The sequence below is a fragment of the Pseudomonas sp. AMR01 genome (assembly GCF_041946035.1).
GTDB classification, from domain to species: Bacteria; Pseudomonadota; Gammaproteobacteria; order Pseudomonadales; family Pseudomonadaceae; genus Aquipseudomonas; species Aquipseudomonas antarctica_B.
The window spans coordinates 14531-27900 of the sequence record NZ_JAUTYR010000038.1 but is presented as its reverse complement, the minus strand read 5'-3'; the positions used below and the strand labels follow the sequence as shown (position 1 = coordinate 27900).

Annotated in this window: 13 protein-coding genes; 10 read left to right on the top strand and 3 right to left on the bottom strand. The window is 60.0% G+C overall.

The genetic code is table 11. The features are described from left to right. Positions 1 to 58 precede the first annotated feature (58 nt). Positions 59 to 1336 (top strand): 4-aminobutyrate--2-oxoglutarate transaminase, encoded by a 1278-nt coding sequence (gene gabT / locus Q7C20_RS22850; RefSeq protein WP_110622919.1) that lies wholly within the window; start codon positions 59 to 61, stop codon positions 1334 to 1336. A gap of 392 nt (positions 1337 to 1728) precedes the next feature. On the opposite strand, the gene Q7C20_RS22845 is transcribed toward gabT, so the two are convergent. Both Q7C20_RS22845 and desA read right to left on the bottom strand, forming a co-directional pair. Next, positions 1729 to 2730, bottom strand: a complete 1002-nt coding sequence (locus tag Q7C20_RS22845; RefSeq protein WP_348055781.1) for a sensor domain-containing diguanylate cyclase — start codon at positions 2728 to 2730, stop codon at positions 1729 to 1731. 313 nt (positions 2731 to 3043) lie between these two features. Further along, a complete protein-coding gene (gene desA / locus Q7C20_RS22840; RefSeq protein WP_348055779.1) occupies positions 3044 to 4228 on the bottom strand; it encodes a delta-9 fatty acid desaturase DesA in 1185 nt (394 codons plus the stop codon). Between the two features lie 165 nt (positions 4229 to 4393). Between desA and dibA the strand changes: the two genes are divergently transcribed. From dibA to Q7C20_RS22810, 6 genes are all read left to right on the top strand, one after another. Further along, a complete protein-coding gene (dibA, locus tag Q7C20_RS22835) occupies positions 4394 to 6307 on the top strand; it encodes a phosphodiesterase DibA (RefSeq protein WP_375070436.1) in 1914 nt (637 codons plus the stop codon). Positions 6308 to 6608: 301 nt separating this feature from the next. Beyond that, on the top strand, positions 6609 to 6791 hold the full coding sequence (gene oscA, locus Q7C20_RS22830; RefSeq protein WP_010565387.1) for a sulfur starvation response protein OscA: 183 nt from the start codon (positions 6609 to 6611) through the stop codon (positions 6789 to 6791). Positions 6792 to 6858: 67 nt separating this feature from the next. Beyond that, a complete protein-coding gene (locus tag Q7C20_RS22825) occupies positions 6859 to 7869 on the top strand; it encodes a sulfate ABC transporter substrate-binding protein (protein WP_375070433.1) in 1011 nt (336 codons plus the stop codon). A 243-nt stretch (positions 7870 to 8112) separates the two neighbouring features. Next, positions 8113 to 8931, top strand: a complete 819-nt coding sequence (gene cysT, locus Q7C20_RS22820) for a sulfate ABC transporter permease subunit CysT (RefSeq protein WP_058413035.1) — start codon at positions 8113 to 8115, stop codon at positions 8929 to 8931. A gap of 13 nt (positions 8932 to 8944) precedes the next feature. Further along, positions 8945 to 9817: a sulfate ABC transporter permease subunit CysW gene (gene cysW, locus Q7C20_RS22815; RefSeq protein WP_375070431.1), complete on the top strand. Its 873-nt coding sequence runs from the start codon at positions 8945 to 8947 to the stop codon at positions 9815 to 9817. A 3-nt stretch (positions 9818 to 9820) separates the two neighbouring features. Then, a complete protein-coding gene (locus tag Q7C20_RS22810) occupies positions 9821 to 10801 on the top strand; it encodes a sulfate/molybdate ABC transporter ATP-binding protein (protein ID WP_375070429.1) in 981 nt (326 codons plus the stop codon). A 122-nt stretch (positions 10802 to 10923) separates the two neighbouring features. Here Q7C20_RS22810 and Q7C20_RS22805 read toward each other — a convergent pair whose 3' ends face one another. Continuing rightward, complete coding sequence (locus Q7C20_RS22805) at positions 10924 to 11448, bottom strand: DUF962 domain-containing protein (RefSeq protein WP_375070427.1); 525 nt, start codon at positions 11446 to 11448, stop codon at positions 10924 to 10926. An 83-nt stretch (positions 11449 to 11531) separates the two neighbouring features. On the opposite strand from Q7C20_RS22805, the gene Q7C20_RS22800 reads away from it, so the two are divergent. The 3 genes from Q7C20_RS22800 (at position 11532) to Q7C20_RS22790 (ending at position 13360) form a co-directional block, all read left to right on the top strand. Beyond that, positions 11532 to 12218, top strand: coding sequence for a Crp/Fnr family transcriptional regulator (locus Q7C20_RS22800; RefSeq protein ID WP_375070425.1), 687 nt, complete (start codon positions 11532 to 11534; stop codon positions 12216 to 12218). A 38-nt stretch (positions 12219 to 12256) separates the two neighbouring features. Further along, positions 12257 to 12622 (top strand): response regulator, encoded by a 366-nt coding sequence (locus Q7C20_RS22795; protein ID WP_375070423.1) that lies wholly within the window; start codon positions 12257 to 12259, stop codon positions 12620 to 12622. A 156-nt stretch (positions 12623 to 12778) separates the two neighbouring features. Further along, the gene (locus Q7C20_RS22790) at positions 12779 to 13360 is read left to right on the top strand and encodes an alpha/beta hydrolase (protein WP_375070421.1); all 582 of its coding nucleotides are present in this window, start codon (positions 12779 to 12781) and stop codon (positions 13358 to 13360) included. Positions 13361 to 13370 lie beyond the last annotated feature (10 nt).

The window sequence follows — 13370 nt, the reverse complement described above, 5'->3', positions numbered from 1 at the left end:
CCTCCCCGCCACGTATTCCTTGGACCCCGCCACCCGATGAGTGGCGAATGAGGACTTTATGAGCAAAACCAACGCTTCCCTGATGAAACGCCGCGAAGCCGCTGTACCGCGCGGTGTTGGCCAGATTCACCCAATCTTCGCCGAATCCGCGAAGAACGCCACCGTGACCGACGTTGAAGGTCGCGAGTTCATCGACTTCGCCGGCGGTATCGCCGTGCTGAACACCGGCCACGTGCACCCGAAGATCATCGCCGCCGTGACCGAGCAGCTGAACAAGTTGACCCACACTTGCTTCCAGGTGCTGGCGTACGAGCCTTACGTGGAACTGTGCGAAAAAGTTAACGCCAAGGTCCCGGGTGATTTCGCCAAGAAAACCCTGCTGGTCACCACCGGTTCCGAAGCTGTCGAAAACGCCGTGAAAATCGCCCGCGCTGCCACTGGCCGTGCTGGCGTGATCGCGTTCACCGGCGCCTACCACGGCCGCACCATGATGACCCTGGGCCTGACTGGTAAAGTCGTGCCTTATTCGGCCGGCATGGGCCTGATGCCAGGCGGCGTGTTCCGTGCATTGTTCCCGAACGAACTGCACGGTGTGAGCGATGACGATTCCATCGCCAGCATTGAACGCATTTTCAAGAATGATGCCGAGCCGCGTGACATCGCTGCCATCATCATCGAGCCGGTGCAGGGCGAGGGCGGTTTCTACGTCGCGCCTAAATCCTTCATGAAGCGCCTGCGCGAACTGTGCGACAAGCACGGCATTCTGCTGATCGCCGACGAAGTGCAAACCGGCGCTGGCCGTACCGGTACCTTCTTCGCCATGGAACAGATGGGCGTTGCCGCCGACCTGACCACCTTCGCCAAATCCATCGCAGGCGGCTTCCCGCTGGCCGGTGTGTGCGGCAAGGCCGAATACATGGACGCCATCGCCCCAGGCGGCCTGGGCGGCACTTACGCCGGTAGCCCGATCGCCTGCGCCGCTGCATTGGCCGTGATGGAAGTGTTTGAAGAAGAGCACCTGCTGGATCGCTGTAAAGCGGTTGGCGAGCGTCTGGTGACCGGCCTCAAGGCTATCCAGGCCAAGTACCCGGTGATCGGCGAAGTGCGTGCCCTGGGCGCGATGATCGCGGTCGAGCTGTTCGAAGGTGGCGACAAGCACAAGCCAAACGCTGCTGCCGTCGCCTCCGTGGTGGCCAAGGCGCGTGACAAGGGCCTGATCCTGTTGAGCTGCGGCACCTACGGCAACGTGTTGCGCGTACTCGTCCCGCTGACCTCGCCGGACGAGCAGTTGGACAAAGGCCTGGCAATCATCGAAGAGTGCTTCTCCGAGCTGTAAGCGGCGCTGACCCTATCGACAGAAAAAAACCCGCTTCGGCGGGTTTTTTTGTGCCCGATGCAACACATTCAGTCTCTTGGTGTGCAACAAGGGTTGAATGTGGGAGCTGGCTTTGAGTGCTTAAAGTTAGGCCTTTCAAGGTCTTTGGAAATCTGTCTGGTAGGGCGAACACGATCGCCTGTGGCGAGCGGGCTTGTCGAATCGTCGCACCGCCCGCGTTGGGTTGCGAAGCGACCCCGAAACCAGCGGCCGAGGAGTATCTGACTCACCGCATTCTTCCTTTTTAGGGTCGCTTCGCAACCCAACGCGGGGCAAGCCCGCTCGCCACAGAGTACTTATCGCCTGTTCTGTCTAAAGACCTTGAAAGGGCTGGTGCTTAAAGGGGGTTGGCTTCAGGCTGCTATCACGCGGTTCTTGCCCAGGCGCTTGGCCTCATACATGGCCGCATCGGCCCGTGCGAACAGGCTGTCCAGGGTCGAGTCTTCTTCGCGCAGGCTGGCCAGACCTTGGCTGACGGTCACGGTGAACTCCCGGCCTTCGTAGCTGAAATTCAGCGCCTGGATTTCCTTGCCAAGGCGTTCGGCCACTTGCAACGCCATCTCCGGCGCGCAACCGGGCAGTACGGCGGCGAACTCTTCGCCGCCAATGCGCCCGAACAGGTCGCCACGGCGCAGTACGCTGCGGCCGCTCTCGGCGATACGCCGTAACACCTGATCGCCCTCCAGGTGGCCGTAGGTGTCGTTGACTTCCTTGAAGTCATCGATGTCCAGCAAGAGGAACGCCAGCGGCCCGCCTTGCACGCAGGCGCTGTCGAACGCCTGGTTGGCGCATTCGAAAAAGTGTCGGCGGTTGCTGCTTTGGGTCAGCACATCGGTGGTCGCCAAGCGATGCAGTTCAAGCTCCATCTGCTTCTTGTCGGTGATGTCTTCGGCCATGCCGACCACGATCACCGGCTCACCGGGTTCAACTTGCTGGCTGATGTAGCACTTGTCGCTCAGCCAGCGTATCTGCCCGTCGGCAGTGATAATGCGGTATTCACGGTCTTCCACGGCGCCCTTTTCCAGCACGCGGGCCAGGCTGTGCTCGGCGTAGTCGAGGTCTTCGGGGTGAATGCTGTTGCGCCATTCACGGTGGTCGGCCAGCAATAAACCCGCCGAACGGCCAAACACACGTTCATAGGCAGGGCTCACGTACAGCACGCGACGCGTTTCCCAATCGATGGCCCACATCACGGCATTCACGCTGATCAGCAACGAACTCAGCAGTTGCTCGCGCTCACTCAGCCGCTCGACTTCACCCTGGGCGTGCATCAGCGCCAGCAGGGTCGCCGCCGCTGCCGGGCGGGGATGCTCGGCAGTGGGAACGTCGGATAAGGAGGGCTTTTCGTGAACCATCGGCACAACTCTCTCTGGGCGCGCCGCAGGATGGAACAGCGGTCACTACAAGGGCCACCATGATGGCGAAGTGTTCATTGAGAGAGGGGAATTGCGGTGAAGTTCCGTGATTAGGCTGACTAAGAAATGACGTCAGAAACCAGTGGCGTGCCGAATCCGGACTTCCGCTCGATGCTTTTCACTTGAAGGTGAACGCTGTATCTGTGGCGAGCGAGCTTGCTCGCGCCGGGCTGCGCAGCAGTCCCGATTTGGGGCCGCTTGGCGGCCCAGCGGGAGCAAGCTCTCTCGCCACAGGAGAGGTGTGAACGCCCGGTCAAACCGTCGCAGGACGCAGCGAATAGGTCTTCAATTGATGGGCAAAATCGCGCAGTGACTGAATGCCGCTGGCCTCTGCTTCGTGTACCCACTCCTTGATCGCAGCCAGCATGTCGTGGCCATTGGAGCTGGTCTTGAGCCAGATCTGTTGCAAGGCCAGACGCTTCTCGTAAATCACCTTCAGAGCATGGCTGTGCTCCAGCATGCTCTGGATGCGCACGTGGTGGCGGTCATCCAGCAGGCTGGTTTCACGCGACAGCAGGCGCTTGGCGCGGTGGAACTGGTGGCGCACCGAATGATCGACCTTTTCCAGCTCTTGCTTGACCAGCGGGCCTATGACCAACTTGCGGTACTGGGCCATGATCTGGAAGCGGTTGTTGAGGATCGCCATCGCAGTGTCCATGTCCAGATGGCCCTTGCCTTCAACGCGGTGAGCGATGGGGGCTACGCGCTGCACCTTGGCCAGGCGGAAGAAGCTGAACACTTTGATCCATGCCCAACCGAGGTCGAATTCCCATTTCTTCACCGACAATTTGGCGGAGTTGGGGTAGGTGTGGTGGTTGTTGTGCAGCTCTTCGCCGCCAACAATGATGCCCCACGGCACCAGGTTGGTCGCCGCGTCACGGCATTCGAAGTTGCGATAGCCGACCGCGTGGCCCAGGCCGTTGATCACGCCCGCAGCCCAGAACGGAATCCACATCATCTGGATCGCCCAGATAGTGATGCCGATGGTGCCGAACAGCATCAGGTCGATGACGCCCATGATCGCCACGCCCAGCAACGGGTAGGGCGTGTAAATGTTGCGTTCGATCCAGTCGTCCGGGCAGTTTTTGCCGTAGATGCGCAGGGTCTCGGGGTTTTCGGCTTCGGCGCGGTACAGCTCGGCGCCTTTGCGCATCACGGTGGACAGGCCTTTGACGACCGGGCTGTGCGGGTCATCAACGGTTTCGCACTTGGCGTGATGCTTGCGGTGGATGGCAGTCCACTCGCGGGTGTTCTGCGCCGTGGTCAACCACAGCCAGAAGCGGAAGAAGTGTTTCAGGCCGGCATTGAGCTCCAGGGAGCGATGGGCTGAATAACGGTGCAGATAGACGGTGACCCCAACAATGGTCACGTGGGTCATCAACAGCGTGACTGCAACCAGTTGCCAGGCTGACAGGTCAAGAAAACCGTTGTACCACATAGGCTGTATGGCCCTCAGATAAAGAAAAAGACAGCTCACGCATTATCACTAAGCCAACAGAGAAAACCAGCCGCTCTTTCAGATAGGAGTGACTGGATGTTTCTTATTCTATAATCCGCAGCCTTTGTAGGGCGATTTTGTTTTTGGGTAAGGATTACTGACCATATGCTGTTTTCGTACCGAGGTGCCCTGCGTGCAGGGCTGGTCTACCTGCTGGTGTCCATTGTGTGGCTTCAACTCAGCCACCATTTATTAATCAACTTTCTTGATGACCCGAAGGAGTTGAGCCGCTGGCTGCAGGTGCGCGGCTATGTGTGGGTTGCCCTGAGCGCGTTGACGATTTACCTGATCTGCGCCCGTTTTGCCCGTGCTCACCCATTGCAACAACCCTTGAAAGAAAACCGCGAGCGCCTGCAGCAGGCGGCCGCCGTGTTCGACAGCACCCGCGAAGGCGTGCTCGTCACCGACGCCCAAGGGCTGATCGTGCACGTTAACCGTGCGTTCATGGCCATCACGGGCTACAGCTGCGAAGACGTCATGGGCGAGCGGCCCAGCCTGTTCAAATCAGGGCGCCATTCGTCGAATTTCTATCAACAGATGTTCCAGACGCTGGATAAAACCGGCGAATGGAGCGGCGAAATCTGGAACCGGCGTAAAAGCGGCGAGATTTATCCACAGTGGCAAACCCTCCGTGTCATCCACGACGAGGCGGGCACCATCAGCCATTACGTCGCCGTGTTCTCTGACATCAGCGCCATCAAGGATTCCGAGCACGAACTGGCGCACCTCGCCCATCACGACCCGCTGACCGACCTGCCCAATCGCCTGTTGTTCACCGACCGCGCCAAGCAGGCGCTGGCCTCGGCGCAAGTGCACAAGCGCGGCTGCGCCTTGCTGTTACTCGACCTGGACCACTTCAAAATCATCAACGACAGCCTGGGCCACAACGTTGGCGACCAGTTACTCAAGGTGGTGGGCGAGCGTTTGAAAGGCCTGTTTGGCCCCGGCGTCACCCTGGCGCGCCTGGGCGGTGACGAATTCGCGGTGCTGGCAGAAAGTTGTCCACAGGTGGTGCAGGCCGCCGCCCTGGCGCAACGTGTGCTCGAGGCAATGAAATTGCCGTTTATCTTTGAAGGCCACCAACTGTTTATCAGCGCCAGCATCGGCATCAGCCTGTTTCCCAGTGATGCACTGAGCGCCGAACAGCTGCTGCGTAATGCCGACTCGGCGTTGTTCAAGGCCAAGAGTGTTGGCCGCGAGGGTTACGCGCTGTACACCGAAGAGCTGACCGCCCACGCTCAGCATCGTGTGGAAATCGCCGGTGAATTGCGCCGCGCCCTCGACCAGAGAGAGCTGCGCGTTTACTACCAGCCGGTGCACGACCTCAACGGCAGCCGGCTGATCGGCGTCGAAGCGCTGGTGCGCTGGCAGCACCCGGAGCGTGGGCTGGTGCCGCCGGGGGAATTTATTCCCATCGCCGAACGCACCGGGCTGATCGCCGACATCGACGCCTGGGTGATGGACCAGGCCTGTCGCCAGATGTGCCAATGGCTGGCCGACGGCGCGCCGCTGAGTTTTATTGCGGTGAATGTGTCCAGCCGCCTGTTTGCTCGTCGCGAGCTGTATGAGCAAGTCGCTCAGGTGTTGCACGCCAGCGGCCTTGACCCGGCATTCCTTGAGCTGGAAGTCACCGAAAGCGCAGTGATGGAAGACCCGGAAGTCGCCCTGGAGCAATTGCATCGTTTGCGTGAGCTGGGCTTGCGCCTGGCCATCGACGACTTTGGCACCGGCTATTCCTCACTGCTGCGCCTCAAGCGTTTGCCGGTGCAGAAGCTCAAGATCGATCAGGGTTTTGTCGCCGGGCTGCCGTGGGATGAAGATGACGCGGCGATTGTGCGCGTGGTCATCGCCCTGGCGAAAAGCATGGGCATGCAGGTGCACGCCGAAGGGATCGAGCAAGTGGAGCAGGCGCAGTTCTTGTCTGATCAGGAATGCGACATGGGGCAGGGGTATTGGTTTGGCAGGCCGGTGCCGGCGGGGGAGATTGATTGGGACCGAGCACCGACTATTCAGACTTGAAATACAGCCAAAATGTGGGAGCGGGCTTGCTCGCGAATGCGGTGGTTCATTGATAAATGCGGTGGCTGGCACACTGCATTCGCGAGCAAGCCCGCTCCCACATTTAGATCTGTTCACGGCTTAATTTCAGCGTTGTCCGCAAAAATCCGCTCGCAACCCCACCTCCCGCCAGAAAATTCTTTCTGGTTATATAAACATTCTTAAATAGTATTTTTAAGAATATCCGCGCTTATCTACTATCGCCCTCACGCCGCAAGCAGTGCCGCCACTGCGAGGCACTATTCATTTCAGGAGCGAGACCATGAGCGCATCTCTACGGAGCGTCGACGGCCAGGACGAAGCAGCCATTTTGCGTGAGATCCAGAGCGCCCTGCGCGATCTGCGGTTTGGCGCGGTGGAAATTACTGTGCACAACGCCCAAGTGGTACAGATCGAACGCAAAGAAAAATTTCGTTTGCAGAACCCTGGCAACAAACCGGCTTAAGCCCAGACGGCGATAGACCCGCAACTATAAGAAAAAGCCAACACCCAAGAATTCTCAGGAGCCTTCTATGTCGTCGATTCGCCGTTACGCCCTGGCCGCACTGGCCAGTGCCGTGTTTGCCGGTTCCGCCGTTGCCAAGGACTACGAGTTGCTCAACGTCTCGTACGATCCTACTCGTGAGCTTTACCAGGACTACAACGCTGAGTTCACCAGCTTCTGGAAACAGTCCCACCCGGGCGACAACGTCAAGATCCAGCAATCCCACGGTGGTTCGGGCAAGCAAGGCCGTGCGGTCATCGACGGCCTGCGCGCCGACGTGGTGACCCTGGCCCTGGCCGGCGACATCGACGAAATCGCCAAACTGGGCAAGACCCTGCCGGAAAACTGGCAAACCCGCCTGCCGGATGCGAGCACTCCGTACACCTCGACCATCGTGTTCCTGGTGCGCAAGGGCAACCCCAAAGGCATCAAGGATTGGGGCGACCTGATCAAGAAAGACGTGTCCGTGATCACTCCGAACCCGAAAACCTCCGGCGGTGCGCGCTGGAACTTCCTCGCCGCCTGGGCCTACGGCCTCAAAGCCGGCGGTAGCGAAGCCAAGGCTCAGGAATACGTAAAAGAGCTGTTCAAGCACGTGCCGATCCTCGACACCGGCGCGCGTGGTTCGACCATTACCTTCGTCAACAACGGTCAGGGTGACGTGTTGCTGGCCTGGGAAAACGAAGCCTTCCTGGCCTTGAAAGAAGACGGCGGCGCCGACAAGTTCGACATCGTCGTGCCTTCCCTGTCGATCCTCGCCGAGCCGCCGGTGGCCGTGGTCGACAAAAACGCCGAGAAAAAGGGCAACACCGAAATCGCCACTGAATACCTGAAACACCTGTACAGCCCGGCTGGCCAGGAGATTGCGGCGAAAAACTTCTACCGCCCACGCGATGCAGCGGTCGCCGCCAAATACGCCCAACAGTTCCCGAAACTGGACTTGGTGACTATCGACAAAGACTTCGGCGGCTGGAAAACTGCCCAACCGAAATTCTTTAACGACGGCGGCGTGTTCGACCAGATTTACACCGCGCAGTAAGCCAAAAATACCTGTAGGAGCCCGCTTGTTTGGAGAGGCTCTTACTGTGGCGAGGGAGCTTGCTCCCGCTGGGCTGCGAAGCAGCCCCAAAATCAGACAACCGAGTTGCACCAGGTGCAACGCGGGTACCGGTTTGGGAGCGCTTCGCGCTCCAGCGGGAGCAAGCTCCCTCGCCACAGTAAGTTACCTCTGCATTTACGGCGCGCTCCTACAGTGGTTTCTACCCTTTAACCAAGGACTCTTATGTCGCGTCGTATCTCCCCCGTCATACCCGGCTTCGGGCTGACGCTGGGCTACACCGTGGTGTACCTCAGCCTGATCGTACTCATCCCGCTGGCGGCGATGTTTGTACACGCCGCTCAACTTACCTGGGATCAGTTCTGGAACATCATCTCCGCACCGCGCGTGCTGGCGGCGTTGAAACTGAGCTTCAGCACCGCGCTGTACGCCGCCTTGATCAACGGCGTGATCGGTACGCTGCTGGCCTGGGTGCTGGTGCGCTACACCTTCCCCGGCCGCAAGATCATCGACGCGATGATCGACCTGCCGTTCGCCCTGCCCACCGCCGTAGCCGGTATCGCGCTGACCGCGCTGTACACGCCTAACGGGCTGGTCGGCCAGTTCGCCGCAGACCTGGGCTTCAAAATCGCCTACACCCCGTTGGGCATCACCCTGGCGCTGACCTTCGTCACGCTGCCATTCGTGGTGCGCACGGTGCAGCCGGTGCTGGCCGATATCCCCCGGGAAATCGAAGAAGCCGCCGCGTGCCTCGGCGCCAAGCCGTTGCAGGTGTTCCGCTACATCCTCGTACCCGCGTTGCTGCCAGCGTGGCTGACCGGTTTCGCCCTGGCGTTTGCCCGTGGCGTCGGTGAGTACGGCTCGGTGATTTTCATCGCCGGCAACATGCCGATGAAAACCGAGATCCTGCCGCTGCTGATCATGGTCAAGCTCGACCAATACGACTACCGCGGCGCCACGTCCATCGGCGTGCTGATGCTGGTGGTTTCCTTTGTTTTGCTGCTGCTGATCAACTTGTTGCAGCGGCGCATCGAACGTCCATAAGGAGGCGCGGAACATGTCCCAATCGTCTATTTCCGCCGCGTCCTCGGCCAACGCTGCCCGTCGTGGCAGTGCAGTGTCGCGACGCATCCTGATCGGCCTTGGCTGGCTGGTGTTTTTCCTGTTCCTGCTGCTGCCGCTGTTTATCGTGGTGTCCCAGGGTTTGAAGAACGGCCTCGGCGCATTCTTCACCGCGATCCTCGAACCCGACGCGCTGTCCGCGCTGAAACTCACGGTGATCGCCGTGGCGATTTCGGTGCCGCTCAACGTGGTGTTCGGCGTCAGCGCCGCCTGGTGCGTGAGCAAGTACTCGTTCCGTGGCAAAAGCATTTTGGTCACGCTGATCGACCTGCCGTTCTCGGTGTCGCCGGTGATCGCGGGTTTGGTCTACGTGCTGATGTTCGGCGCCCAGGGCTTCTTTGGCCCATGGCTGCAGGAACATGACATCCAGATCGTGTTTGCCTTGCCCGGCATCGTGCTGGCGACCATCTTCGTGACAGTGCCCTTCGTCGCCCGTGAACTGATCCCGCTGATGCAGGAGCAGGGCACCCAGGAAGAAGAGGCCGCGCGCCTGCTCGGCGCCAATGGCTGGCAGATGTTCTGGTACGTGACCGTGCCGAATATCAAATGGGGCCTGATCTACGGCGTGGTGCTGTGTACTGCGCGGGCCATGGGTGAGTTCGGTGCGGTGTCGGTGGTGTCCGGCCACATTCGCGGCGTCACCAACACGCTGCCGCTGCACGTCGAGATTCTCTACAACGAATACAGCCACGTTGCCGCGTTTGCGGTGGCGAGCCTGTTGCTGATCCTGGCGCTCTTCATCCTGCTGCTCAAGCAGTGGAGCGAGAACCGTATCAACCGCCTGCGCAAAAGTGCCGGTGAGGAATAAGTCATGTCGATTGAAGTCCGTAATGTCAGCAAGAATTTCAACGCCTTCAAGGCCCTGAACAGCATCAATCTGGACATCCAGAGTGGCGAGCTGGTGGCGTTGCTCGGCCCGTCCGGCTGCGGCAAGACCACTTTGCTGCGCATTATTGCCGGCCTGGAAACCCCGGATGACGGCAGCATCGTGTTCCACGGTGAAGACGTCTCCGGGCACGACGTACGGGATCGCAACGTCGGTTTTGTGTTCCAGCACTACGCGCTGTTTCGCCACATGACGGTGTTCGATAACGTTGCTTTTGGCATGCGCATGAAGCCGAAAAACCAGCGCCCGACTGAATCCCAGATCGCGGGCAAGGTTCACGAACTGCTGAACATGGTGCAGCTCGATTGGTTGTCTGATCGCTACCCGGAACAACTTTCCGGTGGCCAGCGCCAGCGTATTGCCCTGGCTCGCGCATTGGCGGTGGAGCCCAAAGTGCTGTTGCTGGACGAACCGTTCGGCGCCCTCGACGCCAAGGTCCGTAAGGAACTGCGCCGCTGGCTGGCGCGCCTGCACGAGGATATCAACCTGACCTCGGTGTTCGTGACCCACGACCAGGAAGAGGCCATGGAAGTTGCCGACCGTATTGTGGTGATGAACAAGGGCGTGATCGAGCAGATCGGCTCACCGGGTGACGTCTACGAAAACCCGGCGAGCGATTTTGTTTACCACTTCCTTGGGGATTCGAACCGACTGCACTTGGGTGAAGACCAGCACCTGCTGTTCCGTCCGCATGAAGTGTCGCTGTCGCGCCATGAACTGGAAGACCACCACGCGGCAGAAGTGCGCGATATTCGCCCGCTGGGCGCCACTACGCGCGTTACCCTGAAAGTGGAAGGCCAAAGCGAGTTGATCGAAGCTGAAGTGGTAAAAGACCACGACAGCCTGACCGGGCTGGCCCGTGGCGAAACCCTGTTCTTCAAGCCCAAGGTCTGGCAAAAAGCCTGAGCCCCATAGAGATCAATGTGGGAGCTGGCTTGCCTGCGATAGCATCACCTCGGTATCACTGTTAAATCGAGGTGCCTGCATCGCGGGCAAGCCCGGCTCCCACATTGGATCTGTGTTAATCCTCAGACAACGGCGCGTTTTTCTCTGATAGCCACCGGCCCCGACCGCTCCTCGATCTGCTGTTTCAGGTCACCCCGCAACCCCACCAGAAACGCCAACTCCGCCACCACAAACAACGGCCCGACGATCAGCCCCGACACGTCGTCCACAAACGCCGGCTTCTTGCCTTCGTAATAGTGCCCGACAAACTGAATCACCCAGCCCACCACAAACATGCCAACGCCGCTGCTGAGCCACACCAGGGTGCTCTGCGCTGCCAGCACATGCCCCGCCCATACCGACAGCCCCATCAACAGCGTCATCAGCATGCCCAGCGCCAGTTCCAGGCGCAGGTAAAACCACGCGGACAACAGTGCGACGACTACCGCCGGTGAAATCCACAGCCCACCCACCGGCCATTCGGGGCGTGACAGCAGCACCGCCACCGCGACCACAATCAGCGGGATGCCGATGAAATGGCTGGCGATATTGCGCGGGTCGCGGTGGTAGGCGGCGTATTGACTGAGGTGGTCGACGAGGCTTTTCATTGTTGTTCCTCCTGTAGGATGGGTGATCATGCCCTGTCAGCCTGCGCCTGACTGTCAACTGGGCGACAATCTTCGGAGTTCTCATGGACGCAGAGCAATGGCGATCGCGGCTCGCCACCGGTCATTGGTTCAGCCATTTGCCAGGTCCGTTTCAGCATAGCTTGCTGGCCCACGCCCGGCCGAGGCAGCTGACGGCGGGGCAGTACCTGTTCAAGCGCGGCGACCCGCCGTGCGGCCTGTATGCGGTGCTCGACGGCACGCTGCGCATCAGCGCGGTGAATGAACACGGCAAGGAAGCGGTGCTGAGCCTGGTGGAGTTGCCGTACTGGTTCGGCGAAATCTGCCTGTTCGATGGCCTGCCACGCACCCACGACGCCTGCGCCGTGGGGCCGTGCACGTTGTTGCAGGTGCCGCAGCAGGCGCTGCTGAACATCCTCGATCAAACCCCGCAATACTGGCGCGACCTGGCCTTGTTGATGAGCCACAAGCTGCGCTTGAGCTTTATCAACCTCGAACAGCTGAGCCTGATGCCCGCCTCGGTTCGGTTGGCCCATCGTTTGTTGATGATGGTGGAAGGTTACGGCGACACCGAGCACGCAAAAAGCGTCCTGCAACTGCCCCAGGAAGACCTGGCGGCGATGCTGAGCCTGTCGCGCCAGACCACCAACGCCCTGCTCAAAGACCTGCAAGCCCAAGGTGTCGTGCGCCTGGGCTACGGCGAGATCGAGATTCTCGACGTTCAGCGCCTGCGTGAGGCGACGCACACCTGAGGATGATAGCCTGCGCGTCTGATTAATCGAGGTGTGTTATGCGCGTCCTGTTAGTGGAACATGAATCCGACGAGGCACAGCGGATGGCCCGAGGCTTGAACGAGGCCAGCTACACCGTGGAAGTCGCGGCCAATGGCATGGCGGCGCTGCGTTTTGTGGAGAGCACCGAGTACGACCTGGTGATTCTGGATGTGATGCTGCCCGGCCTGAATGCCTGGAAGTTGCAGCAAGCAATCCGGCTGAAAGGCAAGACGCCGATGCTGTTCCTGACCACGCCGGGCGGGATTGAAGACCGGTTGCGCGGGCTGGAGCTGCATGAAGATGACTATTTGCTCAAGCCGTTTGAGGCCAAGGCATTGGTGGCGCGGGTGAAGAAATTGCTGCGGCGTGATCGTGGGCGTTGACTGCTCTGGCGCCATCGCAGGCAAGCCAGCTCCCACCTTTTGATCTTCACCGGTTTGAGTTTTTGGTTATTAATAAATAGCTTCTTATTCCTTAACGAATATATATCCCCTCCCTATACTGGTCAGCAACGTTAAACGCTGCAGGAGGGCACACCCATGCACAGCGAATCGATTCGTTACCTGATCGTGCCGGGCTGGCAAGGATCGCCAGAAGATCATTGGCAAAGCCACTGGCAGAACAGCCTGCCCAACAGTGCGCGCGTGGAGCAGGCCGACTGGTTGACCCCGCGTCGCGAAGACTGGGTGGCGGCGCTGGCCGAGGCCATTGCGGCAGACAGTACGCCGGTCATTCTGATCGCCCATAGCCTGGGTTGCATCACCGTCGCCCATTGGGCCGCGACGGCGCCGCTGCACTTTTTGCGTCAGGTGCGCGGTGCGTTGCTGGTGGCCCCGGCCGATGTCGAACGCCCTGCGTGCTCACCTGCCTTGCGTAATTTCGCGCCTATTCCGACCGACCTGCTGCCGTTTCCAAGCCAGGTGGTCAGCTCCGACAACGACAGCGCCGTCAGTGCCCCTCGGGCGCTGGAGCTGGCGCGCAACTGGGGTGCCGAAGCGGGCATTTTGTCGGGTGCCGGCCATATCAATGTGAAGTCTGGCCACCAGCGCTGGGAGCAGGGTTTTCCCTACCTCTATCGCCTGCAACACCGCCTTGAGCACCACGCCCGGCGTAGTGCCTGATATTTTTTCA